Origin of the sequence: Sphingobacterium kitahiroshimense, assembly GCF_025961315.1 — a bacterium.
Lineage (GTDB): Bacteria > Bacteroidota > Bacteroidia > Sphingobacteriales > Sphingobacteriaceae > Sphingobacterium > Sphingobacterium anhuiense.
In genome coordinates, this window is the sequence record NZ_JAOQNK010000001.1 from 1,124,869 (window position 1) to 1,151,540 (window position 26,672).

Consider the following 26,672-nt stretch of genomic DNA (forward strand, 5'->3'; position numbering starts at 1 on the left):
TACTCGACGACATTCACTAAAGTATGAAATGTGATGAATAATAAAACTTTAGATAAAGTTTTATGTCAGTTAATATTCAAAAATCTTTTAAAGAAAGGTATAAGAAATAGATTTAAAGCAGTCGGATCATAGATAAAGCCATGCCCGCCTGATTCTACCATCTCTAAATGCCACCCTTGTGCAATTACACTTTTCTCAGAATAATATCTTTGTATGTTATCTTTTGGAAATACATTATCATCAATTGCGTTGACAGAATATAGAGATCTTGAAGCATCTATTTTTTTCCAATCTATGGTATCTACTTTTAATTCGCAATTGCCTGAAAATGTAAAGAAAGATTTAAATGGTGTCTTTGATTGACTCGCAAACCAAAACGTCGCTGTTCCTCCGTTAGACATACCACCCAGATATATTTCCTGTTCCACTAAAGGATATTTTCCTTTTATTTCCTCTACGATATCAAGGATTTGATAAAAGGCCTCCTTCTGATTAACCCAACCATAACTTTTTTTACCAAAGGGGTAAATAACAATAAATCCTAAACTATCTGCAACTTTGAATATTGGTTCGCTGGAAATTGCTGATTCTTGATATGAAAATTCAGGTGTAGAAACAACTCCTCCATGCAAAAACACAATGGTCTTTAGATTTTTAATATTGATTGATTTTTTAGGCAAATATACCAAATAAGGAACTTTAGAAGTTCCTGAATCATTCCAATAGAGCGAAAAACCAACGCTAAGTGAATCATTATTGTGTTTTACATTTTCCCCATTTCTCTCAATCATTTGGAACCATTGCTTATCTTTGAGGGCTTTATCACTTTTTTGGTTATTCAGTTTTTCAGAAATCTGAACTAAAGATGCTTGATAGTGGGGTTGATCTTTAAGTCCAGGAAAATCGCTGGCATTATTAAAATATTCATATTCGCCATTGCTTAACCCCAGCCCTAATTCAACTCCTTTACTGAACCAATTTAATGCCAATTCGATACTATCTAATTTATAGGCAGCAACCATAGCATTTGCATAATCATATTTACCAATCGAGTCATGCTGCTTGAAAGCTTGGCTAAAATCACGCAGTGCCGACGCATATTCATGCGAGGTCAATTTAGTCGATGCACTTTGCATCAATTGTGAATAGGTCATCCCATGTAGCGGTACCGATTTCTTACTGTTTACTTGCGACAAACAGCAATAAAAAACCAAGTTTAATGCTAACATTAATATGTTGGGTTTAGTACATAATATCATGAACAATTTAGTTGTTAAATCTATTAGAAAATATTATCAGAGTTTAATGCTAATATATATTATTTTTAGAATTTATTTACCTGTAAGAATTGATCGATTGGGATACTTTCCAATTACCGCCGTCATTGACTAAAGTCACAAGATCTGTTTTGGTAAAACCTTCAAACTGCATCGTTACTTTGGTGATCATATAGTCTGCTGACTCCTGTACGACAGTGGTGCTGGTTTTACAGTTCAGCTGCTCGCCTTTTTGTTTCTTCAAGAAGGATATAACTTCTGAACGGCTATTAGTTTTATCTTCTGATGCCTGAACTTTTTGACTGAAGTCTGCTGTAAACAACTGCTCTACTCCTGCCGATTGTCCTTCTGTCATAACCGCAACATAATGATCAATGGCGAGATCTGCTGTAGATAAATTGACCACTGTTTTTTTAGGATTTGATACCTCTGGTTTGCCTGCTGCCATAGTGAATGTTGATACTGCGATCAATGCTGCTGCTGCGAATGTTTTTGCTAAAGTTTTCATAATGTCTTTATGTTATAGTTTGTTAGTTTTATGTTTCTAGTTGTTCGTAATTGTTGATTCAAAAGTAGGATGTAATTCGTCCCTACCCTATTGCAATTAGACTAAACCAACAAAAAACTCGGTGAATGAGGGAAATGGATAGGTGAAATTATTTTAAACTTTTTTGAACTATTCTATTCGACAGGTGTTCTTATTATACAAAGCGATAACAAATATACTTTCAGCATGAAAGTGTATAACGATAAATGACGTAGTACAGTAAATAAATCCAATTGCTTGAAAACAATTTGGATGATGAAACAAAAAAGAGGAAACAATAAGAAACATAAAAATTACTGTGCAGTTAAACGCCAAGATAAAGGGTCTAATGAGAATTAGGCACTTTTGATGTTTAAAAGCTGATTAGATTTTAGCTCTAGTATGAGCGGTCTACTGCTGAAATCGAGTAGATGTGGTGATCGGTTTGATTAAAAAATACGGGAAGCCTTAAGGAAGGTATAAACCTAATAAAGCCATTCTTGACAGAATGGCTTTATTAGGTTTTTTATATCCTATTTGATTTATTTCAGTTTTTCAATCTCGTCGATGGTAAGGCCGGTACCCTCAGCAATTTGTTCTAAAGGTAAACCCATCTTTTTAAATTTTAAAGCTGTCTCAATGGCTTTTTTGTGTTCGCCTTGAGCAATACCTTCTTTTAAGCCTTCTTTTAAACCTTCTTTTAAACCTCGATCATGTCCAAGACGCTGAGCAGTAGAATAGGTATTCTCTGCATCACGCTTATGTTTTAAACTTGCTTCGTATGCCATCTTATCCTCCGGTGTTAATTTTGCGACTTCGCCTATGTCAAAGATAAGACCAAATACCCGCTTATCCAAAAAATCCGGTATTTTATCAAGTTTACTCATGTTTTTCAATAGATATATCCACATATCCATATCTGTCTTTATATCAGCCTCATTCTTGTTAAAATTTGGTAATACTAAGAGCTTGTAACCAAGCTTTTCATAAAAAACACGATTACTCTGCTTATCACAAAGAGCAACATCATAAAAATACTTTCCGGATTCAGTTTCTCCTAATTCAAACTCTAAGATACCGATAAAATATACTTCGGGAAGTTCGTATGTATTTCCCTTATAGCCCTTGGGTATAAGTTTATTGATAAGCCTGGATGTATAAAAAACGGTTCGGTCTTTAAAAAAATCTTGATAAAGCTGTTGCATCTCTATAATGAAATGCTCCCCATCAATGCCGGTACAATAGAGATCGAAAATAACCTTACGCTCATTTTCAACATCGCCACCCTGCTCCACTGGCCGATAATGAAGATCTTGAATAACTTTCTCTCCCTCAAAGAGTCCATTTAAAAATCCAATTAAAATAGGCTTATTTTCTTCTCTTCCAAAATAAAATTTAAAGCTCCAGTCGCCACTAAAACCAACATACTTGCCCATGTTACTTTTTGTCTTTTTCATAATAATATGCTTTGCTTAAATAATTAATGTTGCTAAGCAAACATCAGAAAAACTAAAATTATTAGCCGGTTATTAAACGTTTGTAGTCGATAGTAGTCGTTTGTTGTCGGCTAGCTGGTAACAAAAGCATCAACTTGTTAACCTAGTCTTGCTTTCCGGACACAAAAAAAAGCCACATCTTACGACGTGGCTTTAACTAAACATATGATTAAACAATAAATTACTTATAAGAATTGATCGATTGGGATACTTTCCAATTACCACCGTCATTGACTAAAGTCACAAGATCGGTTTTGGTAAAACCTTCAAACTGCATCGTTATTTTGGCGATCATATAGTCTGCTGACTCCTGTACGATAGTGGTACTTGTTTTACAATTCAACTGCTCACCTTTTTGCTTTTTCAAAAAGCTGATAACTTCTGAACGGCTGTTTGTCTTCACCTCAGAGGCTTGTACTTTTTGACTAAAATCTGCTGTAAACAACTGCTCTACTCCTGCCGATTGTCCTTCTATCATAACCGCACCGTAATGATCAATGGCTAGATCTGCTGTGGATAAGTTGACTACTGCTTTTTTTGGGTTTGATACCTCTGGTTTGCCTGCTGCCATAGTGAATGTAGATACTGCGATCAAGGCTGCTGCTGCGAATGTTTTTGCTAAAGTGTTCATAATGTCTTTATGTTATATTGTTAGTTTTATCTTATTTGTTGATTCAAAAGTAGGGTGTTAATCGTCCCAACCCTATGGCAATTAGACTAAACCAACTAAAAACTCGGTGAACTGTCAAAATGAATAGGTGAAATTATTTTAAACTTTTTTGAACTATTTTATTCGACAGGTGTTCTTATAATACAAAGCGATAACAAACATACTTTCAACATGAAAGTGTAAAACGATAAATGACGTAGTACAGTAAATAAATCCAATTGCTTGAAAACAATTTGGATGATGAAACAAAAAAGAGGAAACGATAAGAAACATAAAAATTACTGTGCAAGTTAAACGCCAAGATAAAGGGTCTAATGAGAATTAGGCCCTTTTGATGTATATGGATTTTCAACCATTCGCAACTATTATCCTTGATGTATATATGGTATTTATTCGTAACTTAATACGATTAACCTATATACTTACAATAATTAAATCTATGTATTCAAGCGGTATTAAATATAGTCTAGCTAGATGCTTTGTAATTGCTTCATTATTAGCTTTAAGTTTTATCGCCAAAAGCCAAGAAGATAAAGAGGTTGTATTTATCTCGTATGAAAACTTTCTACCAACGCCCAAAATTGGTGTATATAAGTTTTATGAAGAACTTTTGAAAGCTTTTCCACATGCTAATGGAAGAATTATTATAGAATTCAGTGCAATGAAAGACAGCAGTGTTTTAGATTTAAATTCTTTAGGTTATATTAATGGCATAGACTCATTGAAACAAAAATTTGAAAATATATCGAAATGGATTCCTGCAAATAAAGATAATAGGCCTATGAATATCAGGAAGAATTATTCATTTCAATTTGGTAAGCTATCTCATATAGGAGATATTGGTCATTTCTTTTATAAAAGTGACTCTGTAGCCGTTTATGATAAGGATCATATAAGACATATAGGAGGACGATGGCTAGATCGGTTTCATGCTTCGACTGTAGATTATTATTACAATAAAGGGAAAATCAAAAAAATTGTAATTAAGAATAACAAGCTAAAAGGAGCACGAAGTGTTTATAACAATTATTACGATTACAAATCGCTAGAACAGTTTTTAGTTTTTTATTATGGTTTACCTACAGAATTTATTCAGTCTCCGACTATCGATAGCCTACATGGCCAAAGTTTTTTTGAAATGATTAAAGAAATTGAAAACAAAGATTATTCGGTCTCGTGGAAAGATTTTTTGGATGGGAAAATTTTACTGGAAAAGATAAAAGGTACAACTCAGTTAACATATGAATTCTATTAAAGATGTTGAAACAATACAGATGTACCGATAGCAGTAATCATAAACATTTGCGTTCCTTTGCCCGAGAGCTCATCAATATTGACGCTGAAGCCTATAACGGCATCTGCCCTATAGCTACGGGCACTTTGCTTTAAAGACTCTACTACGCTCTTGTATAGCTCCTGTAATTTGTTTTCATAATTGCAGGAACGCCCACCGAAGATATCTACGAAGCTCGCTCCTGATTGCACTCAAAGCATTGGCTCCAATAACAGCTGTTGCTGAAATGGGATTTTTATGGTGATCGTTTTGATTAAAAAATACGGGAAGCCGTAAGGATGGTATAAAACGTATAAAGCCATTCTTGACAGAATGGCTTTATACGTTTATTTATATGATCATGTTCCCACTGCATTTTATTGCTGTTATACTTGATTATTCTCAAACAGCTCGTGCAGTTTTTGCTGTAGTAATTTTTTATCAGGTAATTGCATTTGGTATTCGGCAACCATTGTGGGTGAAAGGCTTCTACTTAGAGCATATTCTACCACTTCGCTATCTTTGTCTTTACACAGTAAAACGCCAATACTGGGGTTTTCATTAGCTTTTTTCACATCACGGTCTAGAGCTTCGAGATAGAAATTCAATTGTCATAAATGTTCGGGTTTAAACTTGTCGGCTTTCAACTCAAAAGCGACCAGACATTGTAATCCTCGATGATAAAATAATAAATCAACATAAAAATCACTATTTCCAACTTGTACTTTATATTCTTCGGCAATAAATAAAAATTCTTTTCCTAATTCTAAAATGAAATTTTTCATTTGATGAATTAAACCTCTTTGTAAATCACTTTCGTTATATGGCTCTGGAAGGTTCAGAAAATCAAAAATATAACTATCTTTAAATGCATTAGTTATACCAAAATTAAATTCTCTCAACACTGTTGAGAGTTTTGTATTCCCGATCATGGTACGTTCAAAATAACCTGTTGATATTTGACGTTCTAATTCACGAAAACTATAGTTTTCTTGCTTAGAAATATTTAGGTAAAATTCTCTTTCTTCTATGCTTTTGCATCGAGAAAATATAGCCAAATTATGCGACCAACTTAATTGTCTCGACAGTGCTGAGAGTTTCGGAAAATCTTTATAGGTTTCATAAAACTGCTTCATACGCCAAAGGTTCTTATCAGAAAAGCCTTTTATTTCTGGTTCCGTTCTTTGGATATATTGTGCCAATTCTTTTACAACAGATTGACCCCATTCAGTAGTTTCTATGCGCCTACTAATGTACTCGCCAATATTCCAATACAAATTGATCAGCTCAGTATTTACTGCTTTTATCGCCTTGCTACGAGATTGTTTGATTAACTGAATGACATCTGTAAAACGTTGTTCCATTGCACTTTGAATATAGTGTAAAATTACAATTTATTATTTAGGTTTGAATATTTGCTATATATTAATTGACATATTGCTATACAGCTTTTCAATCTCGTCGATGGTAAGCCCCGTAGCTTTGGCAATATCGGCAATAGGTAATCACATTTCCCTGAACTCTAAAGCAATAACAATCGATTCTTCTCGCTTGCCTTTAATAATAACGCACAATGGGTTATATAATATTATAATATTCTTGCAAGAGGCCCATCTTTAATTACTAAAGTTGAATTTCCTGGAAAATCGCCTTCTGTTAACTTAGCAATCAATCTATTTGAAATATAAATCATTGCAAACACTTTACTCTCTGAATTCCAATCGACAATTACATTTGTTTCATCACTAAATGAGTTAATATTATCTTTTATAAATTCAATAGGATTTAAAAATGGTAAATTATCTGGACTGTGCCACTCAGCAACAATTGGACTTTCTATTTTATTGTATAGCCATACATCACCAACGATTTTATTGTTAATGAATAGATATGCGTAACAGACCTTACCATCATCTTCTATTAGAACCGAATATTCTGGCTTTAAATCATAAACAAACTTTTTAAAATAGCTCATATTTATTAATCTCTTAATGCAATTATTCCAGTTTACTATTGTTATTTTCAATGAATTGGCAATACTTCCATTATCCCTAGTAAGTGTTAAATATCCTGCACAGCAATTAGTTATGAGGTGTTTATATTTCTCCCTCTTATTTTCTATTTGAAAAACGGCTCCATGGGATTATTGAAAGACATAAAAGAAAAGAGAAAAAAAATATCCGGAAGATTCCTTTCTGAAGATCATCCTGCTTATAAAAGTAATCATATATATCATTATAAACCAATTTTATGTCAGAACCTACGGGATATTCTATATTTCTACGTCATTTAATCCAAGTCTACAATAATAATTCAATTCTATTAAAAATTATAGGAATCTAACTTATCCTCGGATCTATCCAAAATAGATCACGGAGACTCAGTAAGTCTGCTATACTCATTAGATTATATATCAAGTCTTCGTTATCATCCAAGGAAGTCATAAACTGTTGATTATTTTTAATAGGGAAAATAGTTATAATAGCATCTTTGTCTTGGATCCAGATATCTGACTGTAGAACAGTGATATTATGCGTGCTAAACCACTACTTCGCTTGTTTTCGATCTAGACACATCAATACTTGGATGAGATCTTCCAGATCCTGGATTTCGTGGATAATATACTCGGGATAATGTAAACCAAGATAAGCAATATAACGAGCATGATCGCCCACCGAAAAATCCCGAAGGGATCTGCAAAGCAAACGCTACGAAGCTGGCCCCTGATTTCACTCAAAGCATTGGCTCCAATAACAGCTGTTGCTGAAATGGGATCAAAATAACGCAGGACTTCTCTCCCCTCGATGGTATTGGTACTGGTAACGATCATGGTGTATGATGAATACTGTTTTAAAAGCCCGAAAATAAAGCATCGGTTTGATTAAAAAATACGGGAAGCCGTAAGGAAAGGTTTGGTTTAAAGAATTTCTACAGCATAACACTGTGATATAGATAATTAATGTTTTTTTATTACCTTTGTGATAGTATGAAAAAACAAGAAATTAAAAAGCAAGTGATTATAACTTCAGTATCTCAAATGATTGCTGATAAGGAAGCTGTGCGTTCATACATGAAAGGTAAAACAACGCTTCAAGAACTGGATAAAAAAGGTATCAAGTTTGCAAAACCATTATAACTACGTTTTCGATAATATTACAAATACGTATAATTTTGTAACAAGAAATTCTATTTTATACAGGGTTGCATTTGTGGTGGATGAAACTTTTTCATCAATATCTGGAGAGACCATTCCCAACATGTTCCAATTAGTTGTCGAAAAAGCAACTGAAGCTCTTGAATCTTATGATGCTAAAGTTTCTAAAACAATAGAAGACATTGTTGAAAAATTTTTCCAAACGGTTGAAAATTCGTTAATATATATTTGTTCTGATGATGACAAAAAATCCAAATTGCGTCATGACATCTTTGATAGATGGTACAAAAATTCTCCATATCATCATGCTATAATAAAACTTGACAATATAATTAGTTTCAATATAGGGCATCAAGAAACCCAAAAACTTTATACATCGATGATGTTTCATAGAGATAATAGTAATTCTAAAAAAATAATCCATATTTATACTCAAATATCAAGCGCATTGCTTGAGGAAAAATAGGTTTTATGATCACCTCCTGGCATATGAAAACCATCCATCGGTACAATGGTATAAACCTCGGGAATGGCATAGCCCCAGGCTTTACGGTTTCCTTTGGGCGCTGTGTCTGAAATAACTTTACTTGCATAGTACAACATCCGTTGCTTCAGGTTGCTCTGTGTACTGGTCTGCATCTCGATGATGATCTCTTCTCCTGTACTGATCTGGACTACCAGATCAAAGATAACTTTGCCAATCTCTTCGGTTGCTCCGATACGCTCGGTATCCCGATAGGTAAGATCTGTGATGGTCTTGCGACCGCGAAAGATGATAATACACTAAAAAAAACATTAAATTTTTCGAAATTCACTCGGTGCAAGGTTTTTTTGTTTGCGAAAAAATTTATTCAAATGACTTTCGTCACTAAAACCAAACTCAAAGGCTATCTCGCCAATTCTCATGTTGCTATGTTTCAATCTATTCTCTATTAAACTCATACGGTAATGAGTAATATACTGTTGTATGGTTTCATTGGTGTGTTTTTTAAAGAATCGACTAATATAAGTGTCAGAAAACCCCAAGTTGCTGGCCATTATTTCTAACCTTAACTGTTCTGGGGCATAAATGTTACATTGAATGTATTGAAGAATATCTCCAACTTTTGTATCCGTATATTCCTTAATTTTGCCCGGTAAATAAATAGCAATATTCCTAGCAATAACCATAATTAAGGTGTTAATTAATTGTTGAACTATTTCATTGCCGTATAATTTCCTGTTATTATTTTCCTCAGTAATTGCACGAGTCAGTAATTCTACAAATTCCCTATCATTTTCGCTATTAATTATACATCCAATCTTTAAGCTAATATTATTTAGTATATATTCCAATCGATGAATGCTTTCAGTTCCTATTTTTTTTTCATGAAGATAGAAGTTGTTAAACTTAATGAATAAAAATTCCGTAGTGGTTTCTACATCGAAAGAATATTTGTCTTCAGGAATCATCAATAATAAATCTCCCGATTCGTAGGCAGCTACATGATCATTTACCCATTGCTTACCCTCGCCTCTAACAACATATACAATCTGGAAAAAATTTAGAATGTTATCTCTTAGAGGACACTCATCAGCTACCATTATTTCTATCTCGTAAGGACTGTACATGTTTTCTATTTTCATGCTGTAAAGATACAGAACAAGTGTTGATTTATACAAATTTTATAGCCATAAATCTGTATAAATTTGCACAACAAAATAGATAAATAAATGGAAAAACAAAAAAAACAATTTAAACTGAATAATTTCAATAATGTAATGTGGCTTAAGAATAGTTTTAAAACAAACATCATAATCTATTTGTTGCCAACAATTATTTTTCTCAGTTGCTCTTCGAAAATAGAAGAATCAAAAATCAACGAAAATAAAACTTTACCTTTTGTTTTCTTAAATAAGATCGATACGGTAACTTTTAAAGAATACCCTGCAACAATAGAGGGGGTTATGGATATTGAGGTTCGTTCTAGAGTAGATGGACACTTGATTCACCAGTTCGTTGATGAAGGTTCATACGTTAAAAAGGGAGATCCGTTATTTAAACTAGATGATTTACCTTATTTAGAACTATACAATGAAGCATTAGCAAACTTAAATGAAGCAGAAAATGCATTACTCAATGCAAAGTTAGAATTAGACAGGCTTATCCCTTTAATTGAAAATAAAATCAGTTCAGAATATGAACTGAAGATTGCCAAAACTAATTACAAAATAGCACAAACAAGAGTAGCGAAGGCGAGTTCAGCAGCAAAATCAACTAAAATTAATGTTGATTTTACAACAATAAAAGCTCCAATTTCAGGCTATATCGGAAGGATACCTAGAAAAATTGGAAGTTTGATTACTCGCAATGATATAGAGTCACTAACAAGTATCTCCAATGTAGAACAAATCTTTGTGTACTTTTCTTTAAGTGAAATGGACTTTAATCATTTTAAAGACACCTACAATGGAAATACACTCACAGATAAAATAAAACAAGTACCTGCTGTTTCACTCCTCTTAGCAGATAACATACTTTATAGTGAGAAAGGAAAGGTAGATATGGTCAATGGTCAATTTGATAGAACAACTGGATCAATTACACTAAGAGCAATTTTCCCGAATTCTAAAGCTTTAATCCGATCTGGTAATACAGGAAAAATACAGATGCAGATTAACCACCAAGATGTTTTTTCTATTCCGCAATCGGCTACTTTGGATATACAAGATAAAACATTTGTATATGTTTTAGACAAAAACAACAAAGTGCATGCTCAAGCTATAAAGGTTTTAACGAATAGCAGCAACAATTATTTGTTTAGATCAGACCTATCATTCGGAAATCGAATTGTAACAAAAGGCATCGATGCTTTGTCCGATGGCGAGACTATAAATCCTGTTGAAGAAGAACTTTAATCTAATAATTTATTAACTACAATAATGTTTAAAATATTTATTGAACGACCTGTATTAGCTACAGTTATCTCGATCATCTTGGTCATGTTGGGCTTACTAGGTCTATACAAATTACCGTTACAACAATTTCCAGATATAGCTTTACCAGCTGTTCAGGTCAATGCAACCTACCCTGGAGCAAATGCTGAAACTATTTTGCGATCTGTAGCTCCATCTCTCGAAGAAGCTATTAATGGAGTAGAAAATATGGATTACATGCGTTCTACTGCAAGTAATGATGGCACGTTAAGTATTGTCATCTATTTCCGTTTAGGCACTGACCCAGATCAAGCCGCAGTAAATGTGCAAAATCGCGTATCTCAAGCAACAAGTCAACTCCCTCAAGAGGTTTTGTTAGCAGGTATAACGACAAGAAAACAACAAAATAGTTTGATCATGGTACTCGGAATGTATACAGAAGATGAAAATCTATACGATCAAACTTTTTTATCAAATTATGCGCAGATCAATATTATTCCAGAGATTAAGCGTATTCCTGGTGTAGGAAAAGCTGGAATTGATGGTGGAGATAAGAGTTACGCTATGCGTGTTTGGTTAGACCCGACGAAATTAGCAAATTATAATATGACACCAGCAGAGGTACATGAAGCTATCAATGACAATAATTTAGAAGCAGCACCAGGAAAACTTGGCGCCAACAGTACAGAGTCCTTTGAATATGTTATTAAATACAAAGGAAAACTAAACAAACCTGTCGATTATGAATCTCTTATCATAAGAATGCACACTGATGGCTCATTAATTCGACTTCGTGACGTAGCACGTATTGAATTTGGTGCAGCAACTTATACTAATCATGTACGTATAAATGGAAAACCAGGGATTAATATTGACATTTTGCAAGCCCCAGGCTCTAACTCTAATGAAATACAAAAATCGGTTGCCCAGATCATGTCCAAAGCCGAGAAGAATCTTCCAAAGGGAATAAAACAGGCGACTATATATAATACAAAGGAAGCATTAGATCAATCTATTGAACAGGTTATCTATACTTTGATAGAAGCTTTTGTTTTTGTTTTTATCGTCGTATTTCTTTTCTTGCAAGATCTTAGATCTACCATCATTCCTGCTATTTCAGCCATTGTAGCGATCGTTGGAACATTTTTCTTTATGTATATTTTCGGATTTTCTATCAATTTATTAACACTTTTCGCACTTATATTATCAATTGGAATTGTAGTAGATGATGCCATAGTAGTAGTAGAAGCTGTACATAGTAAAATTCATCAGGAAAATGTTTTACCTAAGAAAGCAACATTATCGGCAATGAGTGAAATCACTCAAGCTATTATATCGATTACTCTAGTGATGTCGGCAGTATTTTTACCAGTAAGCTTCACGGAAGGTTCAACGGGTGTATTTTATAGGCAATTTGCATTAACAATGGCTATAGCAATTCTCCTATCTGCAATTAATGCCTTGACATTAAGCCCGGCATTGGCAGCTGTGTTCTTAAAAGTTGATCCAAACAAGCGCAAAGATAATAGTGTGAAAATTAGTTTCAAGGAGCGGTTTTTTACAGGGTTCAATGTTGGATTTGAAAAATTATCAAATAAATATGGTCGATCAATTAAAACATTAATAAAGTACAAATGGCTAAGTATGTCCATGTTGGTGCTCGTTGCGTCACTTACATTGTTTATGTCAAAGAAAACACCTACTGGTTTTATTCCTTCGGAAGATCTTCGTTTTATAGTCATTGCATTATCTATGCCTGCTGGCACATCACAGTATCAAACCGAAAAAACAATGCAAAAAGCTGAAAGTTTACTCCAACCCATGGAATCTAATGAAATTGTAAATGCATTATATGGTTCCGATCCTCTTACAGGAACGACTAGCCCTTCAGCGGGAGCCATTTATATGCTATTAAAACCAGCTAAAGACAGAGGAGAAATACAAGATATAAACTTGATAATGGAAGAAATCAGAAATAAACTAGTTTCTATTAAAGGAGCTGAATTCTTTGTTTTTACCGTACCTACTGTTTCTGGTTTTAGTAATGTGGATGGTTTAGATATTGTGTTACAAGATCGAATGGGGAAGGATTTACACGTTTTTGGTAATATCACTAATAATTTCATTAGTAAGTTGCAAGAGCGCCCAGAAATTGATCTTGCCTTCACTTCTTTTAAATCCGATTATCCACAATTAGAACTTGTTGTAGACAAAGAAAAAGCAGCTCAATTACAAGTTAAGGTTAGAACTATTTTAGAGACGATGCAAACTTACTTTGGAAGTGCGCAGACTTCCGATTTTAATAGATTTGGAAAATATTTCCGCGTGATTTTGCAAGCCGATAAATCAGATCGTAGTAATTTATCCGCAATGGATGCTATTTATGTACAAAATAAGTTAGGAGAAAAAATTCCTCTAAGCACTTTAGTTCGTTTTGAAAAGAGTTATGGACCAGAAACAGCTTCTCGATACAATCTTTTTAATTCAATTGGTATTAATGTTATTCCAAAAGCAGGATACAGTACAGGAGATGCTATTACCGCAGTTGAAGAAGTCGCATTAAAGGATTTACCTGCTGGTTATTCTTATGAATTTACAGGAATGACGAAGGAGGAAATTACTTCATCCGGACAGTCTTTAATTATTTTTAGCATAAGTATCTTGTTTATTTACTTTATCCTGGCAGCCTTATATGAAAGCTATATATTACCATTAGCAATCTTATTATCTATCCCTACAGGTTTATTAGGCGTGTTTTTGGCTATAGGTTTGGTAGGCATCGAAAATAATATATATATACAGGTTGCTTTGCTCATGTTGATCGGGTTGCTGGCAAAGAATGCCATTCTTATCGTCGAATTTGCTATCCAGAGAAGGCATTCAGGAAAATCAATAATATCTTCTGCTATCGAAGCTTCAAAATTACGTTTAAGACCAATTTTAATGACCTCATTCGCATTTACAGCAGGGCTTATACCGATGATGCGTGTGACAGGTCCTTCTGCTATGGGAAATCAATCCATTAGTGTTGCCGCAACTGGAGGAATGCTGAGTGGTGTTGTATTAGGGATATTTATCATACCTGTGCTTTATGTAATATTCCAATACTTACAGGAGAAAATTTCAGGTCAACATCAAAAAATAAACTAAAATATATCCTATGAATAAAAATATCATAATGCTTACTTTAGCAATATTTCTAACTTTTTTATCTGCATGTACGGTTTCAAAAGTTGAAGTTTCTATTCCAACGGATGCTTTTCCTAACGAATATAGAACAAACTATCTAATGACAGATAGTATTGATATTGGTCAATTAGATTGGAGATCATATTTTCAAGATGAGTGCCTAATTCAACTAATTGACAATGCATTAACAAGAAATTCAGATGTATTAATAGCGCTTCAAAATATCGAAATATCAAAATTACAATTAAAAAGAGCACAATGGAGAAATATACCTAATTTACAACTAGATATTAAGTCCTCTACAGATTATCCCTCAGAGTATAACTTATTAAATATTGAAAATAAACAAAATATTGAAGATTTTCAGATTGATTTTGGATTGAATTGGGAAGCTGATATTTGGGGTAAAATAAAAAATCAAAAAAAAGTGGCTATAGCAAATTATTTACAATCTGAAGAGGTCAAAAAATTAATACAGACAACCTTAATAGCACAAATCGCACAATGTTATTATAATCTTATGATTTTAGACAATCAGGTGGCTTTAGCGTATAAGAATATGGAGATAAATGATGATATTAAAAAAACCACAAATTTACAATTTCTAGCAGGAAAAAACACTTCACTTGCTGTTGAACAGTCTGAGGTACAAGGTTTGAATGTGAAAAAAATAATTACAGATTTACAATTACAAATCTTTCTTCAAGAGAATATATTGAGCACACTAACTGGTACTTTTCCAAGCCCCCAACAACGACAGCAGTTTTTAGAAAATAGTAGGATGAGTAAAAATATACAAACTGGAATCCCAACAATTCTTTTAGCTCAAAGACCTGACGTAAAAAGTGCCGAATTGGATTTAGAAATTGCAAATGCAGAGGTAGGAATTGCCCAAGCTGCATTTTATCCTTCTTTAACTTTAAATGCAAATGTTGGCCTCCAGTCTTTTAAAATGAGCGATTGGTTTAATATCCCTGCATCTTTATTTGGAATTGTAGCGGGAGGTATAAGTCAACCTATATTACAAAAACGAAAAATAAAAACAAATCATCAAATATCGCTAGCTAATCGGGAAAAAACTGTTATTAAATTTCGAGGAGTAATATTAAATGCGGTTTCAGAAGTATCAAATGCACTAGTGCAAATAGATAAGCAAACGGAACAACAGGAAATTTTAGCTAAACAAAGATTTATTTTAGAAAGTAATATCGAAAAGACAAAACTGTTATTTAGTAGTGGTCAAGCTAATTATCTTGAAATATTAACTGTTCAAAATAATCTACTTAATTGTGATATGGATTATAATATTAGCAAACGCAAAGAATTGTTCGCTCGTATAGAATTATATCGAGCCTTAGGAGGTGGGTGGAGATAATACAAAAATGAACTTATCAAATCTCCTCTCAAATTATAAATATTTGAGAAGGGATTTGATTGGGAGTGTAACTTCAACTCTGTCATTGGTTTCTCTTTAAAAGTTTCTATCTAGCTTTAGCCTATCACTTAATTTAAAGCTGGGATATAGTCAAGCCCCAATTGTAAATTGGCATCGTCCATTTTTTAGATATACCCTTTATTATCAAGAACATCAACTTCATTAACGCCTGTTCACAACTGAATGCACCCTTAGACTTCGTTATTTTACGGATCTGACGGTGCATTCCTTCAATAGGATTAGTCGTATAAATAACCTTTCGCACCTGACTCTCATATTCAAAAAAGGCAGCAAGATTGGTCCAGTTATTTAACTATGACATAGCGTATACGGGATATTTATTGTCCCATTTCTCCTCGATGTAAGCAGGTTTTCATATCCCTAAAGGTGGCTATAGCTTGGTCTTTGTCCAGAAAATCAAAATAACGGAAGAGCGTGGCTTGACGATCTTTGAATACTTGATCCTCCCCTGTTTCATTCATTGCTTTGAATAGCAGGGGTACAAATTCGGTCAATCGGGATGTGGCTATAAACTCCGCTGTAGCATTGTCCATCGCATAGATACCGGTATAGCGTTCTATGATCAAGCTTGCTTTGACTTTGTTCTTAATAACTGATCCATCGATATCTCCTCCTACTGCTTCTGCTTGTATATGTTTAATTTCATTGAGCAATACGGGTGTACCGATAGCGGTGATCATAAACATCTGCGTTCCTTTGCCCGAGATCTCATCAATATTGACGCTGAAGCCTATAACGGCATCTGCCCTATAGCTACGGGCATTTTGCTTTAAAGACTCCACTACGCTCTTTTATAGGTCTTGTAATTTGTTTTCATAATTGCGGGAGCGTCCACCGAAAAATCCCGCAGGGATCTGCGAAGCAAACGCTACGAAGCTAGCTCCGATCTCACTCAAAGCATTGGCTCCTATAACAGCTGTTGCTGATATGGGATCAAAATAACGCAGGACTTCTCTCCCCTCGATGGTATTGGTACTGGTAACGATCATGGTGTATGATGAATACTGTTTTAAAAGCCCGAAAATAAAGGATCGGTTTGATTAAAAAATACGGGAAGCAGTAAGGAGGGTAGATAAACAAATAAAGCCATTCTTGGCAGAATGGCTTTATTTGGTATAATGATCATTTATTTTATGTGTTACATTTACTTTGTACTGAACCTCAAGAGATAATCACTCATTGGTATACCATCCATAGTCCTAAATGATTTACCTGTAAAAATGATTTCGTAGCTCTTGTTTTCTTCTAAATCCCAGTAAATAGTAACAGATTTGTTGTCAGAAGAATAAATATGTTTTTTTATAATTGGAAAACTTTCTTTAGAAATGCCATTAAAGGAATGACCTTTTCCCAGTAACGGTCTGTCAAAATTGATCTTAAGTTGTTTTAATGTACTGCTAACATTCTCCTGCCCATTCTGAAGCTCTTCAAAAGAAACTATTTTTGGTTTTTTAGCTTCATAAATATCAATAAAAGATTGAATATTTATAGCATAGGACTGATAAGCCTTAGCAATATTGGGCATGTAACTCTCTAATGTAGGATATTTATCTCTTTGGTTATCAAATTTTTCAAGTTCAGAAACGAGTGCCTCAATCCAAACGAAACCCCGCTCAAATTGTTCATTTACCTCTTGCTGTATCTCTTCTGTTTTAAAATGATGGTCGTTCATATACTTTATTACTGAAGCTCGAACCAAAGCTTCATTTAGCATCGTTTTCCAACTACGATAAGCCTGGCGTTCCATTTTTTCTTTAAGAATGTTAAATAATTTTTCTCCACTATTTGTAAAAGCTGACGGATCTTTTTCTAATAAATAATTAACAAAAGAATGATTAAATTCATGGAGCAATGTTGGTAAATAATCTTGCTTTGAAAAGTTCGGCATTCCCATACTATCGACACTCCAAGTTCCCATAATAGCGTAGAGTTCCTTTTTACCTTTTGGAATATTCATTGCTGCCCCAAAGTTTCCTCCACCATTCCCTAATCCATTAACAATCAAAAACTTTTCTGCAGGCTCTTTACCGTAAAACCGCGAATACCAGCTCAGGTCGATAGACTGATATATTGGCAAGAACCGTTTTTCGACTTCACGGTAGATATTTTTATTTTGTTGAAAAAATTTTCTGCTATGGCTAGTCCTGTAAAACTGCTTTAATAATTTTGAAAATTTGATCGCATTTTCTTTACTCCAGCGTTTGTCAAGAGAACCGTCGATATATTCTAATTTAAGATTTAGCTCATCATCAAGATGAACTGCCATACTCATTACAGCATCATAACCAATACCATTCTCCTGCTTAATCTGTTTGATAAATTGTATCAATTCATGGTCTTTATAAAGTGAATAATGCGCTGCAATACGATCTGTATAAGTTTTAAAGAGTTCAGAACTGTATTCGCGGTTACCGGCTAATCTAAATACAATACTAAGGATTTCAATACGTTCATCAACCTTAGGTTTGTCCATATTTTTTTCAGATTGACCATAAGTTAACGTAAACAATAAACTGAATAGAATAATCAATAAATGTTTAGAAGTCTTTCTAATGCTAAGGGCAATAATATTAGTAATCATTTTTATATTATATTTTTTTACTATTATAGTATACTCTCAATACCAAGTCTTTTACCAAAAATATAGTTTATTGATAAACAGTATGATATGAAAATATCATTATGATGGGTTGACCATAATCGGACACCATATGTTCATAAGCGAACAATAGGACCAAAAAAGGGTTAAAATATAAAGTTTCACCCTTTTAAGGACTTCACTAAATTACTTGTAAGAATTGATCGATTGGGATACTTTCCAGTTGCCGCCATCATTTACCAATGTCACGAGATCGGTTTTGGTAAAACCTTCAAACTGCATCGTTACTTTAGCGATCATATAGTCTGCTGACTCCTGTACAATGGTGGTACTTGTTTTACAGTTTAACTGCTCACCTTTTTGCTTTTTCAAGAAGGAAATAACTTCCGAACGGCTATTGGTTTTATCTTCTGATGCCTTTACTTTTTGACTGAAGTCTGTTGTAAACAATTGCTCTACTCCTGTCGATTGTCCTTCTGTCATAACCGCAACATAATGATCAATGGCCAAATCTGATGTGGATAAGTTGACTACTGCTTTTTTAGGGTTTGATACCTCTGGTTTGCCCGCAGCCATAGTAAAAGTAGAGACTGCGATCAAGGCTGCTGCTACGAATGTTTTTGTTAAAGTTCTCATAATGTCTTTATGTTATATTGTTAGTTTTTGTTTCTAATTGCATCAGCCCCACATCCCCCAACTCAAACCTTGATGCTTTGCTTAAGCAATTGTTGATTCAAAAGTAGGGTGTAAATCGTCCCTACCCAATGGCAATTAGACTAAACCAACTAAAAACTCGGTGAATGAAGGAAATGGATAGGTGAAGTTGTGAGGATCGATTCAAAATGCTAAATTCAAATAAGTTCTTCTATTTTATTGTATATTGAGGGTTCAATTTATAAGGAAAATGCCAAGATTATATAGCAGCCATCATATCATATACATATTAAAATATACCCTGTTGTCACTAAGTTTGGCGGTAACAATAATAAGTTGTAAAAACAGAAATATTGAAAAACCTCCTCCTGAGCGTGATAAAGCAAAGCAAGAAGCCATAGTAGAAAAATATTTAACAGACAGCGCTCGTCAATACAGCTACTACTCAAAAGAATGGGGAAAATATATTGATATGGGTTTAAAAGAAGATTCTACGATTGCTTATCTCTGGCAACAAAAAGCTATGCCCTTGTTTAAACAAGGAAAATATGAAATGGGCATGCAATATCTTGATAAAGCTGTTTTTTATGACAAAGACAATTACCTAAACTATCGAGGATTTATAAAATGTATTTTTGCTAAGACCTATCGGGAAGCAATAGTCGACTTTGAAGAGGCTATAGCCAGGCATGGTAACGGTCATATAATGGACCACTCCTATAAATTCTACATAGCGCTGAGCTTATTGCAGTTAAATGAATTTGAAAAAGCAGAAGCAATTTTAAAACAAGAAATTGATTTGACGGTTCTAAGAATTGGTGAAGAGTGGATCCATCATCTGGATTTATTTTATTATGGTATCTCCCAGTACGAGCAAGGGAAATATGATATGGCAATAAAAACGTTTGATCGTACCCTAAATAAATATCAACAGTTTTCTGACGCGAAGTATTATAAAGCTGTTTCATTAGTACATCTAGGTAAAACGGAAGCTGCTTCAAAATTACTAGAGGAAGCGGAGCTAGATCGAAAAAATGGATACACGATCAATGAAGATAATGCTATTTATGAACGTTATCCTTATCAACTTAGGTATGACAGTTCTGGTTTATATCAATAATAACAAAATCCAACTGTCACCAACTTTAAATTTGTGCATTAATTGCTAAGAATTTAACATGAACAAAGATAAATCCAAATTATTTAGAAAAGTAAATACTAAGACATTTAATGTTCATCATAAATTTGGTGGAGATTATAAAGACACTCGTAATAGCAAAAAAGAAATATTAGAACAAGCAAAGGGAAAGATGTCTGCTAAAAAAGAGCGCGGTTTAGATTACACACCACCACTTTACAGATTTTTAATATCCAAAGTTGGATCTGATTGGAACGACGTTTTTAGTGAAGCAAAATCTAGGTTAGATAAAGATGAACCAATATTTGCAATAGTAGCTTTAAAAGAAAACGAAAAGCAAGACTTTGTAAGGATTGGAGAGTCATCCTATTTTTCAGGTCTATATGTTGATAATAACAATATTTTACAATTATCTAATCCTGATCTAAAAGCAAAAGATATGAAACCATTTTGCGCTTGCTGTACACATACATTTAATGGAAAAATATTTGGAACCGAATAGTTACAGTCGTTCCAAAAAAAATTGGTTTTAAAAGTTTAGATTACTTTGATAAATAGGTATCTTGTGCCTACCATTTTATAGACTACGACCAAATAAAGATGCAACCATTACAAAAACTAGCGCTCTTACTCCTACTATCCTGCAGTACATCCATAGTATCCGCACAGACATACTTAAATTTAGATTTCGAAACCATGAGTGTCAATTAGATAAGAAAATGGAATACTAAAAACTAAAAAAAAAAGATATTACAATGAAACAAATTATAATACTTGCCATTTTAATATCTTCAATTGGAAGTCTCACTTTTGGTCAGGAAAAAACTACTTAAGTATACTATTTACTGATGGGAAACAGCACGGTGTTAAAATTGAAAAAGTTCTGGGAAATCAATATTATCTAGACTCCTTGCCTGAAAAAGCAATAAATGGTAAAGATATTCTATTTAATGCTGTTATTCGAAATCCCGCCTACGTGAGTTTTGTTATAGATTCCAATTATCGAACAAATCCTGTTGTATTACATCCTGGCGTAAATATAGTTCAAGCAAGGCTCTTTCAAAATAAGTATCAGTTAGTAAGACGAGACAAATATTTGGAAGAAAATGCAATGGGAGCCTATAATAATGTTTTTGCTAATAACTATGACATCTATAAATACCTTAGAGATCATCAGCTAGGTAATATGCAGATGAAAGATTCGCTTTTAAATTTAAGTTATAATAATACAGATACGGTTGTGAGTATTATAGCCAAGGACTACTCAAGCTCTTATGTTCCCCTTTATAAAATAGCACATCTTTTACCATTTGGAAATCGACCAATTTTTCGTGAAATATATAACGGATTAGACTCTAACCTAAGAAATAGCAATATTGGGCGAATATTGGATTTAGAATTAAAGAAAGCTGAACAGGGATCTATTGGAAACGAGTTTCCAAAGTTTTCTCTGACAAACAGAAATAATGTAGTTACTGATCTTAATACCCTAATTAACAATAATAAATTTACCTTAATTGATTATTGGTATAGTAACTGTGGACCATGTATTGCGCAATTTCCTGAGCTGACGGAACTATTTCGTGCGCATAAAGGAGATGGATTCTCAATTGTAGGCATTTCAGTAGACAAATTTCAATTTTTCAGCTAACTGCAACACCTCTAATATCGCTGATAATTGTTTGATTTTAATTTGGTTAGTCATATTAATTCATTGTTATAATTTGGTATCTATTAATTTTTTTAAAAAAGTACTTAGACTTGGCAATATAATGAGCAATATTAATTAAGCAATTTTTTAGTTGAAGCTATCATTTCCCAAAATCTTAATAGCTTCATCCAAATATTTTTGTTTATTCTTTTTTATAGCCTGACTCAATTCTTGATAGGTCAAATCTGTTTTTCCTTCCTGTTTTGCATAATCAATATTCAACTGAATGTCAGGATCAATTCCTTCACCAATTTTATAAATTTTTCCATTTCGATCTTTCAAAACAGAAGTTGTTAAATTTATAGTAATACCTCCGCCAATATCAATAGGGCTATTGTTAGAGGTCAAACCAGTTGTTTTTTGACCTACTAATTTCACATTTTTTTGACCTTTGAAATAAGCCGCAAATAATTCTCCTGAACTAGCCGTTATTTGACTCGTCAGAATCACTATTGGCACATTCTTATTCTTAATACTTATAGGTAGGACTTTTTCATATTCTAAGTTTATCAATTGAGCAACTTTTATATCATCAGGACTTGTTTCAATAAACCTTGTCGAAACTTTTTCATCTTTAGTAAGACTAAAATACGAATAACAATGATTCACATCAATTAATGTTGGAAAGTGCCAAATCATAGACATAATATTTCCGCCGTTATTTTCGGTTAAATCAATAATCCACGCTTTTGGATTTTTCGCATCCAACTCTTTTAATTGTATTCCAATGGTATCCACAAATTTACGATTCTCAAGAGCTACCGATGGTATATTAATATAAGCATATTTATCTTGAAGTATGCGATGTTGGAAGTTTTTGGGAGGAAGACCTGCCTCCGCATCAGTAGTTGTTCCAATTAATTTGTAAAAAGCAAACTTGGATTCTTCTGTATTATCTTCTTCTTTGTTCAAAAATATAACTGATGAATGACCGTCTTTCAATGTTTTGATAAAGGAAGTTAAATGAGGTTTGAGATCATTAATATCATTTATATTTTTAGTTTGTTCTATAAAATCTGGACGAACAGAATCCCATTTCACATTCAGACTCATATAGGAATTAGTTTGTACGGAGTCTAAAAATCGTAGTACAATGTTTTGGACATCTTTATTTTGAGCTTGTGCGTTAAAATTCAATAATATAAATGTCGTTATAGCAAATAATAGTTTTTTCTTCATAAAATGGTTCAGTTAATTGTCGAAGATATAAAAATTTATAAAATTTTTATATCTTTCGATTAAAATTTTTTCATTATTTTTTATGTAAGATGGAGTGACCTTAAAGTAACGTCTGCCCCCCCTGTTTCATTCATCGCTTTGAATAGCAGGGGTACAAATTCGGTCAATCGGGATGTGGCTATAACCTCCGCTGTAGTATTGTCCATGGTATAGATACCGGTATTGCGTTCTATGATCAAGCTTGCTTTGACTTTGTTCTTAATAACTGATCAATCGATATCTCTACCTACTGCTTCTACTTGTATATGTTTGATTTCATTGAGCAATACTGGTGTACCGATAGCGGTGATCGTGAACATTTGCGTTCCTTTGCCCGAGAGCTCATCAATATTGACGCTAAAGCCTATAACGGCATCTGCTTGATAACTACGAGTGTATTGCTTTAAAGATTCCACTGCGCTCGTATATAGCTCCTGTAATTTGTTTTCATAATTGCGGGAGCGCCCACCGAAGAATCCTGAAGGGATCTGTGAAGCAAACTAAACGAAGCTGGCTCCGGATCGCACTCAGAGCATTGGCTCCAATAACAGCTGTTGCTGAAATGGGATCAAAATAACGCAGGACTTCTCTCCCCTCGATGGTATTGGTACTGGTAACGATCATGGTGTATGATGAATACTGTTTTAAAAGCCCGAAAATAAAGGATCGGTTTGATTAAAAAATACGGGAAGCCGTAAGGAAGGTATAAAACGTATAAAGCCATTCTTGACAGAATGGCTTTAGATGTTTATCTATATGATCTATTTGATTTATTTCAGTTTTTCAATCTCTTCAATGGTAAGGCCTTTCGCCTCAGCAATTTGTTCTACTGATAAACCCATCTTTTTCAGCTTAAAAGCTATCTCAATAGCCTTTTGATGCTCACCTTCAGCTTTAGCAATTACAACTGCTTGCTTAGCTTCTTTCAATTGTTCCTCTAATTCTTCTTAATATATCCGAACTACCCCGAAGTCAAAATATTACGAATAACTCTTAGCAAGAAACAATGGACACATCTATTACAGTAAATTAAACTCTATTAGAACTATCCCATTTACCTATATCGGAATAAAGGTAAAGCTTATCTACGACTTCGAACAGTATTGATCTATTGTCAGGGAAAATTGACTATTGCCCATATACACAATTTTCAGTGAAACAGTAAATTGTTCTTTTAAATGATCAATAATTATTGAATTATTAACTTTACTTTTATAATAATGATGATCATTTTTTATAATTTCAGTTATAAGAATTTAATACTTAAATAATGACCATAGAAGAAAAACAACCAATTACCGAAAAAACAAAGCTTGAAATACTATCTTATTCACAATTGAATATTAAGATGACTAGTGAAAACTTAATTTTGCTGAGACAACAAATCAGACAAATTAAACAAATAGACAAAATTCAAGAAGAATTATTTGACCACGGACTAGAAATTTCTGAATATGAAAACCATTCAAGAAAGTTAGCAGAATACTCTATATTATTAGGTTTAATCTCACAGGATCTCGCATGTGCTTACAGGAATGCTCTTAAAGCGGAGGAAGATTATGAACACCAATATGCAACTAAACACATTGTAATTATTATTAATGAAGGCTTTAAAAAGATATATAATTATGTCTGGAAAAACCAAAAAGGAGATCTGCAAACTAAAGATAGAAATAGTTCTATATGGAAAAAAGACATCGGTATCCTCGTTTCCGGCTACTTTCCGCATTTAAAAACTGAATATAACAGAATAACTTCGGAATTGGATAAATTTGATGATTTCACGCTAAAAGACATGAAAAATTCTAGGAATATTTTTGTTCATTATGATGATACCCCATCAATAGCCTATGATGAAATTTATAATACTAGTCTTGAGACTGTTTCTAAGAAAGCAATTTCTTTTATGAAAATACTCCTTCAAATGTTTGAATTCTCACTTCTACTTAATAAAGAATATATGCCTTTACTAGAAGCTAGAACTGAAAATATTTTTGAAGCACACTTCAAAATGTGGGAAAAGAAGAAAGTGCAATATTCAAATAATCCAGAAGTATTGAAGATGATTGAAAATGCTATGCAAAATCTTCGAAAGACGAAATAATACACCCCAATTAACTTAAAGCATATAATACAAACGAATGGAAGATAAAGAATATTTAGAAAAGTTTTCGAATGTTCAGATTTATACTGATATAATTTTAGGAATTTTAAAATATACCATTGTTAAGAATAACTTATCAGAGAACGAATTCCTTAATTGTTTAGTCAAAAAATTAAAATTTCAAAATACATCTGATATTGATCTACTACGAGCTTGTATCGACCAAATACAAGATGCTCAATACGCAATTGATAATTTTAATAAGTACGGCCTTTATAAACAGAGCTCGGATTTAGATGAAATGTATCTTCGACTATATGGTTTATTAAATGCGTGCTATTTACAAATTGGAGCAATGATAGATTTGATACGATTATTTAATTTCAAAAACCAAAAAGAGTTGAAAATGGATCTAAAGTCATTAACAATTATTGATTTGAGAAATAAAATAGCCTCACACACTACCAATTATCAGTATACTGATAAACAAACGTTTGGTTACTTTAGGCTGATTCAAAGTACTCTGAACAAATGGGGAAATAGAATTTCGATTGTAGGAAAAGAAAGAGGTGACGTACAAGATTTTAATTTAAAAGGTATACTTAATGACTTCACAATAAAAGTTGAACAAATTTTAGAAATGATAGTTGATAAAGAGCTATATTCTAGAAAATTTAGAAAAGATTTTTTTCAGTGGATGGAATTAAGACATATATATTTGAAATCTGTAAAATAACTAAATCAGTATGATTTGCAATTAATAACAATATTTTGAAGTGCTATAAATACGTCGTCTAAATAAAGTATTTCATCACGAAATATTAAAGAATTATTAGATGAGTTGTATCCTCTATTAGTATTTAAAATTGAACCATTGAAAATACTATTCCTCAAAGAAGGATTCATAACCAAATCGATGTATACACCTTTTGGAGTGGTTTCAAACCGTTCTTCAATGCGTTCGTCATAATGAACGAAATGATTACGGAATTTGCGACTAGATATGGGATTATTATTATCGACTTTGAGTAACTGTCTTAATTTATTACCACGTGCTTTATATTTTTCAATAGGCCAAAGAATTTTTGATATATTTCCAACCGCTACAAGAATGGATTGTATGGAGCACCATGTTTCGACATGATCAAAATTGTCATGAGTAGCTTTCAAACGCGCTGCAGCTCTTTGGGCAATTTTAGATTGTAAGATGACCTCATCTATTAAAATCATTTCCTGAAGACCTGTCATGCATTAAAATTTAATATTCATTTCGTTAACAAAAGCCATCCTT

Annotated in this window: 27 protein-coding genes and 3 pseudogenes; 11 read left to right on the plus strand and 19 right to left on the minus strand. The window is 33.2% G+C overall.

Annotated elements, in window-relative coordinates; translation table 11 throughout:
• Positions 1–65: 65 nt before the first annotated feature.
• The 4 genes from M2265_RS05025 to M2265_RS05040 form a co-directional block, all read right to left on the minus strand.
• Positions 66–1,139, minus strand: coding sequence for a hypothetical protein (locus tag M2265_RS05025; protein ID WP_132767276.1), 1,074 nt, complete (start codon positions 1,137–1,139; stop codon positions 66–68).
• A 196-nt stretch (positions 1,140–1,335) separates the two neighbouring features.
• Positions 1,336–1,785: a nuclear transport factor 2 family protein gene (locus M2265_RS05030; RefSeq protein ID WP_132767274.1), complete on the minus strand. Its 450-nt coding sequence runs from the start codon at positions 1,783–1,785 to the stop codon at positions 1,336–1,338.
• A 560-nt stretch (positions 1,786–2,345) separates the two neighbouring features.
• A complete protein-coding gene (locus M2265_RS05035) occupies positions 2,346–3,260 on the minus strand; it encodes an Rpn family recombination-promoting nuclease/putative transposase (protein ID WP_243655349.1) in 915 nt (304 codons plus the stop codon).
• Between the two features lie 220 nt (positions 3,261–3,480).
• Complete coding sequence (locus M2265_RS05040; protein ID WP_132767273.1) at positions 3,481–3,930, minus strand: nuclear transport factor 2 family protein; 450 nt, start codon at positions 3,928–3,930, stop codon at positions 3,481–3,483.
• Positions 3,931–4,408: 478 nt separating this feature from the next.
• On the opposite strand from M2265_RS05040, the gene M2265_RS05045 reads away from it, so the two are divergent.
• Positions 4,409–5,224, plus strand: a complete 816-nt coding sequence (locus tag M2265_RS05045) for a hypothetical protein (protein WP_132767271.1) — start codon at positions 4,409–4,411, stop codon at positions 5,222–5,224.
• Here the strand turns inward: M2265_RS05045 and M2265_RS05050 are convergent.
• The 4 genes and pseudogenes from M2265_RS05050 to M2265_RS05065 all read right to left on the minus strand — a co-directional run bounded on the left by M2265_RS05050 (position 5,221) and on the right by M2265_RS05065 (position 8,072).
• Positions 5,221–5,454 (minus strand): heavy metal-binding domain-containing protein, encoded by a 234-nt coding sequence (locus M2265_RS05050; protein ID WP_132767269.1) that lies wholly within the window; start codon positions 5,452–5,454, stop codon positions 5,221–5,223. The two genes, M2265_RS05045 and M2265_RS05050, sit on opposite strands and share 4 nt — an antisense overlap.
• A gap of 174 nt (positions 5,455–5,628) precedes the next feature.
• Positions 5,629–6,606 (minus strand): annotated as a pseudogene (locus M2265_RS05055) (PDDEXK nuclease domain-containing protein).
• Between the two features lie 224 nt (positions 6,607–6,830).
• A complete protein-coding gene (locus M2265_RS05060) occupies positions 6,831–7,217 on the minus strand; it encodes a hypothetical protein (RefSeq protein WP_132767268.1) in 387 nt (128 codons plus the stop codon).
• A 600-nt stretch (positions 7,218–7,817) separates the two neighbouring features.
• Positions 7,818–8,072: a heavy metal-binding domain-containing protein gene (locus M2265_RS05065; protein ID WP_132767266.1), complete on the minus strand. Its 255-nt coding sequence runs from the start codon at positions 8,070–8,072 to the stop codon at positions 7,818–7,820.
• Between the two features lie 156 nt (positions 8,073–8,228).
• Between M2265_RS05065 and M2265_RS05070 the strand changes: the two genes are divergently transcribed.
• Positions 8,229–8,378 carry a hypothetical protein gene (locus M2265_RS05070; RefSeq protein ID WP_153197979.1) on the plus strand — a complete coding sequence of 50 codons (150 nt, stop codon included), beginning with the start codon at positions 8,229–8,231 and terminating at the stop codon, positions 8,376–8,378.
• Complete coding sequence (locus tag M2265_RS05075) at positions 8,362–8,862, plus strand: DUF6169 family protein (protein ID WP_132767265.1); 501 nt, start codon at positions 8,362–8,364, stop codon at positions 8,860–8,862. The genes M2265_RS05070 and M2265_RS05075 overlap by 17 nt, the downstream gene beginning before the upstream one ends.
• Here M2265_RS05075 and M2265_RS05080 read toward each other — a convergent pair.
• Positions 8,829–9,176 (minus strand): PD-(D/E)XK nuclease family transposase, encoded by a 348-nt coding sequence (locus M2265_RS05080; protein ID WP_132767263.1) that lies wholly within the window; start codon positions 9,174–9,176, stop codon positions 8,829–8,831. The genes M2265_RS05075 and M2265_RS05080 overlap by 34 nt on opposite strands.
• Before the next feature lie 15 nt (positions 9,177–9,191).
• Complete coding sequence (locus M2265_RS05085; RefSeq protein ID WP_132767261.1) at positions 9,192–10,022, minus strand: AraC family transcriptional regulator; 831 nt, start codon at positions 10,020–10,022, stop codon at positions 9,192–9,194.
• A gap of 87 nt (positions 10,023–10,109) precedes the next feature.
• On the opposite strand from M2265_RS05085, the gene M2265_RS05090 reads away from it, so the two are divergent.
• Genes M2265_RS05090 through M2265_RS05100 form a run of 3 tightly spaced genes read left to right on the plus strand, consistent with a single transcriptional unit; the run spans position 10,110 to position 15,876 of the window.
• Positions 10,110–11,294 carry an efflux RND transporter periplasmic adaptor subunit gene (locus M2265_RS05090; RefSeq protein ID WP_132767260.1) on the plus strand — a complete coding sequence of 395 codons (1,185 nt, stop codon included), beginning with the start codon at positions 10,110–10,112 and terminating at the stop codon, positions 11,292–11,294.
• Between the two features lie 24 nt (positions 11,295–11,318).
• Positions 11,319–14,462 (plus strand): efflux RND transporter permease subunit, encoded by a 3,144-nt coding sequence (locus tag M2265_RS05095; RefSeq protein ID WP_132767258.1) that lies wholly within the window; start codon positions 11,319–11,321, stop codon positions 14,460–14,462.
• Between the two features lie 10 nt (positions 14,463–14,472).
• Complete coding sequence (locus M2265_RS05100) at positions 14,473–15,876, plus strand: TolC family protein (protein ID WP_132767256.1); 1,404 nt, start codon at positions 14,473–14,475, stop codon at positions 15,874–15,876.
• A gap of 133 nt (positions 15,877–16,009) precedes the next feature.
• On the opposite strand, the pseudogene M2265_RS26930 reads toward M2265_RS05100, so the two are convergent.
• The 4 genes and pseudogenes from M2265_RS26930 to M2265_RS05115 form a co-directional block, all read right to left on the minus strand.
• Positions 16,010–16,234 (minus strand): annotated as a pseudogene (locus tag M2265_RS26930) (transposase); the annotation flags it as partial.
• 40 nt (positions 16,235–16,274) lie between these two features.
• Positions 16,275–16,946: pseudogene (locus M2265_RS05105) on the minus strand (heavy metal-binding domain-containing protein).
• 155 nt (positions 16,947–17,101) lie between these two features.
• Positions 17,102–18,538, minus strand: coding sequence for a DUF4932 domain-containing protein (locus M2265_RS05110; RefSeq protein ID WP_132767250.1), 1,437 nt, complete (start codon positions 18,536–18,538; stop codon positions 17,102–17,104).
• A gap of 204 nt (positions 18,539–18,742) precedes the next feature.
• Positions 18,743–19,192, minus strand: a complete 450-nt coding sequence (locus M2265_RS05115; protein ID WP_132767248.1) for a nuclear transport factor 2 family protein — start codon at positions 19,190–19,192, stop codon at positions 18,743–18,745.
• 268 nt (positions 19,193–19,460) lie between these two features.
• Between M2265_RS05115 and M2265_RS05120 the strand changes: the two genes are divergently transcribed.
• The 3 genes from M2265_RS05120 (at position 19,461) to M2265_RS05130 (ending at position 21,999) form a co-directional block, all read left to right on the plus strand.
• Positions 19,461–20,330 (plus strand): tetratricopeptide repeat protein, encoded by an 870-nt coding sequence (locus M2265_RS05120; RefSeq protein ID WP_132767246.1) that lies wholly within the window; start codon positions 19,461–19,463, stop codon positions 20,328–20,330.
• Between the two features lie 58 nt (positions 20,331–20,388).
• Positions 20,389–20,850, plus strand: coding sequence for a hypothetical protein (locus M2265_RS05125; RefSeq protein WP_132767244.1), 462 nt, complete (start codon positions 20,389–20,391; stop codon positions 20,848–20,850).
• Between the two features lie 408 nt (positions 20,851–21,258).
• Positions 21,259–21,999: a TlpA family protein disulfide reductase gene (locus M2265_RS05130; protein ID WP_132767242.1), complete on the plus strand. Its 741-nt coding sequence runs from the start codon at positions 21,259–21,261 to the stop codon at positions 21,997–21,999.
• A 147-nt stretch (positions 22,000–22,146) separates the two neighbouring features.
• On the opposite strand, the gene M2265_RS05135 is transcribed toward M2265_RS05130, so the two are convergent.
• The 4 genes from M2265_RS05135 to M2265_RS05145 form a co-directional block, all read right to left on the minus strand.
• Complete coding sequence (locus tag M2265_RS05135) at positions 22,147–23,238, minus strand: S41 family peptidase (protein ID WP_132767240.1); 1,092 nt, start codon at positions 23,236–23,238, stop codon at positions 22,147–22,149.
• A gap of 80 nt (positions 23,239–23,318) precedes the next feature.
• On the minus strand, positions 23,319–23,477 hold the full coding sequence (locus M2265_RS05140; protein WP_165905802.1) for a hypothetical protein: 159 nt from the start codon (positions 23,475–23,477) through the stop codon (positions 23,319–23,321).
• 30 nt (positions 23,478–23,507) lie between these two features.
• On the minus strand, positions 23,508–23,765 hold the full coding sequence (locus M2265_RS26935) for a heavy metal-binding domain-containing protein (protein ID WP_132768902.1): 258 nt from the start codon (positions 23,763–23,765) through the stop codon (positions 23,508–23,510).
• A gap of 282 nt (positions 23,766–24,047) precedes the next feature.
• The gene (locus M2265_RS05145; RefSeq protein ID WP_165905801.1) at positions 24,048–24,206 is read right to left on the minus strand and encodes a hypothetical protein; all 159 of its coding nucleotides are present in this window, start codon (positions 24,204–24,206) and stop codon (positions 24,048–24,050) included.
• Between the two features lie 341 nt (positions 24,207–24,547).
• Here M2265_RS05145 and M2265_RS05150 point away from each other — a divergent pair, with 341 nt between their 5' ends.
• A complete protein-coding gene (locus M2265_RS05150; RefSeq protein ID WP_132767237.1) occupies positions 24,548–25,381 on the plus strand; it encodes a hypothetical protein in 834 nt (277 codons plus the stop codon).
• 37 nt (positions 25,382–25,418) lie between these two features.
• Complete coding sequence (locus M2265_RS05155; protein WP_132767235.1) at positions 25,419–26,117, plus strand: hypothetical protein; 699 nt, start codon at positions 25,419–25,421, stop codon at positions 26,115–26,117.
• A 5-nt stretch (positions 26,118–26,122) separates the two neighbouring features.
• Here the strand turns inward: M2265_RS05155 and M2265_RS05160 are convergent, their stop codons facing one another.
• Positions 26,123–26,629, minus strand: coding sequence for a hypothetical protein (locus M2265_RS05160; RefSeq protein WP_132767233.1), 507 nt, complete (start codon positions 26,627–26,629; stop codon positions 26,123–26,125).
• Positions 26,630–26,672 lie beyond the last annotated feature (43 nt).

Excerpts from the sequence above, each read along its gene's own strand:
- M2265_RS05160 (WP_132767233.1), bottom strand. The coding sequence starts at position 26,629 with ATGACAGGTCTTCAGGAAATGATTTTAATAGATGAGGTCATCTTACAA.
- M2265_RS05065 (WP_132767266.1), bottom strand. The coding sequence starts at position 8,072 with ATGATCGTTACCAGTACCAATACCATCGAGGGGAGAGAAGTCCTGCGT.
- M2265_RS05040 (WP_132767273.1), bottom strand. The coding sequence starts at position 3,930 with ATGAACACTTTAGCAAAAACATTCGCAGCAGCAGCCTTGATCGCAGTA.
- M2265_RS05085 (WP_132767261.1), bottom strand. The coding sequence starts at position 10,022 with ATGAAAATAGAAAACATGTACAGTCCTTACGAGATAGAAATAATGGTA.
- M2265_RS05100 (WP_132767256.1), top strand. The coding sequence starts at position 14,473 with ATGAATAAAAATATCATAATGCTTACTTTAGCAATATTTCTAACTTTT.
- M2265_RS05135 (WP_132767240.1), bottom strand. The coding sequence starts at position 23,238 with ATGAAGAAAAAACTATTATTTGCTATAACGACATTTATATTATTGAAT.
- M2265_RS05060 (WP_132767268.1), bottom strand. The coding sequence starts at position 7,217 with ATGAGCTATTTTAAAAAGTTTGTTTATGATTTAAAGCCAGAATATTCG.
- M2265_RS05150 (WP_132767237.1), top strand. The coding sequence starts at position 24,548 with ATGACCATAGAAGAAAAACAACCAATTACCGAAAAAACAAAGCTTGAA.
- M2265_RS05045 (WP_132767271.1), top strand. The coding sequence starts at position 4,409 with ATGTATTCAAGCGGTATTAAATATAGTCTAGCTAGATGCTTTGTAATT.
- M2265_RS05030 (WP_132767274.1), bottom strand. The coding sequence starts at position 1,785 with ATGAAAACTTTAGCAAAAACATTCGCAGCAGCAGCATTGATCGCAGTA.
- M2265_RS05070 (WP_153197979.1), top strand. The coding sequence starts at position 8,229 with ATGAAAAAACAAGAAATTAAAAAGCAAGTGATTATAACTTCAGTATCT.
- M2265_RS05125 (WP_132767244.1), top strand. The coding sequence starts at position 20,389 with ATGAACAAAGATAAATCCAAATTATTTAGAAAAGTAAATACTAAGACA.
- M2265_RS05090 (WP_132767260.1), top strand. The coding sequence starts at position 10,110 with ATGGAAAAACAAAAAAAACAATTTAAACTGAATAATTTCAATAATGTA.
- M2265_RS05095 (WP_132767258.1), top strand. The coding sequence starts at position 11,319 with ATGTTTAAAATATTTATTGAACGACCTGTATTAGCTACAGTTATCTCG.
- M2265_RS05120 (WP_132767246.1), top strand. The coding sequence starts at position 19,461 with ATGCCAAGATTATATAGCAGCCATCATATCATATACATATTAAAATAT.
- M2265_RS05035 (WP_243655349.1), bottom strand. The coding sequence starts at position 3,260 with ATGAAAAAGACAAAAAGTAACATGGGCAAGTATGTTGGTTTTAGTGGC.
- M2265_RS05155 (WP_132767235.1), top strand. The coding sequence starts at position 25,419 with ATGGAAGATAAAGAATATTTAGAAAAGTTTTCGAATGTTCAGATTTAT.
- M2265_RS05110 (WP_132767250.1), bottom strand. The coding sequence starts at position 18,538 with ATGATTACTAATATTATTGCCCTTAGCATTAGAAAGACTTCTAAACAT.
- M2265_RS05115 (WP_132767248.1), bottom strand. The coding sequence starts at position 19,192 with ATGAGAACTTTAACAAAAACATTCGTAGCAGCAGCCTTGATCGCAGTC.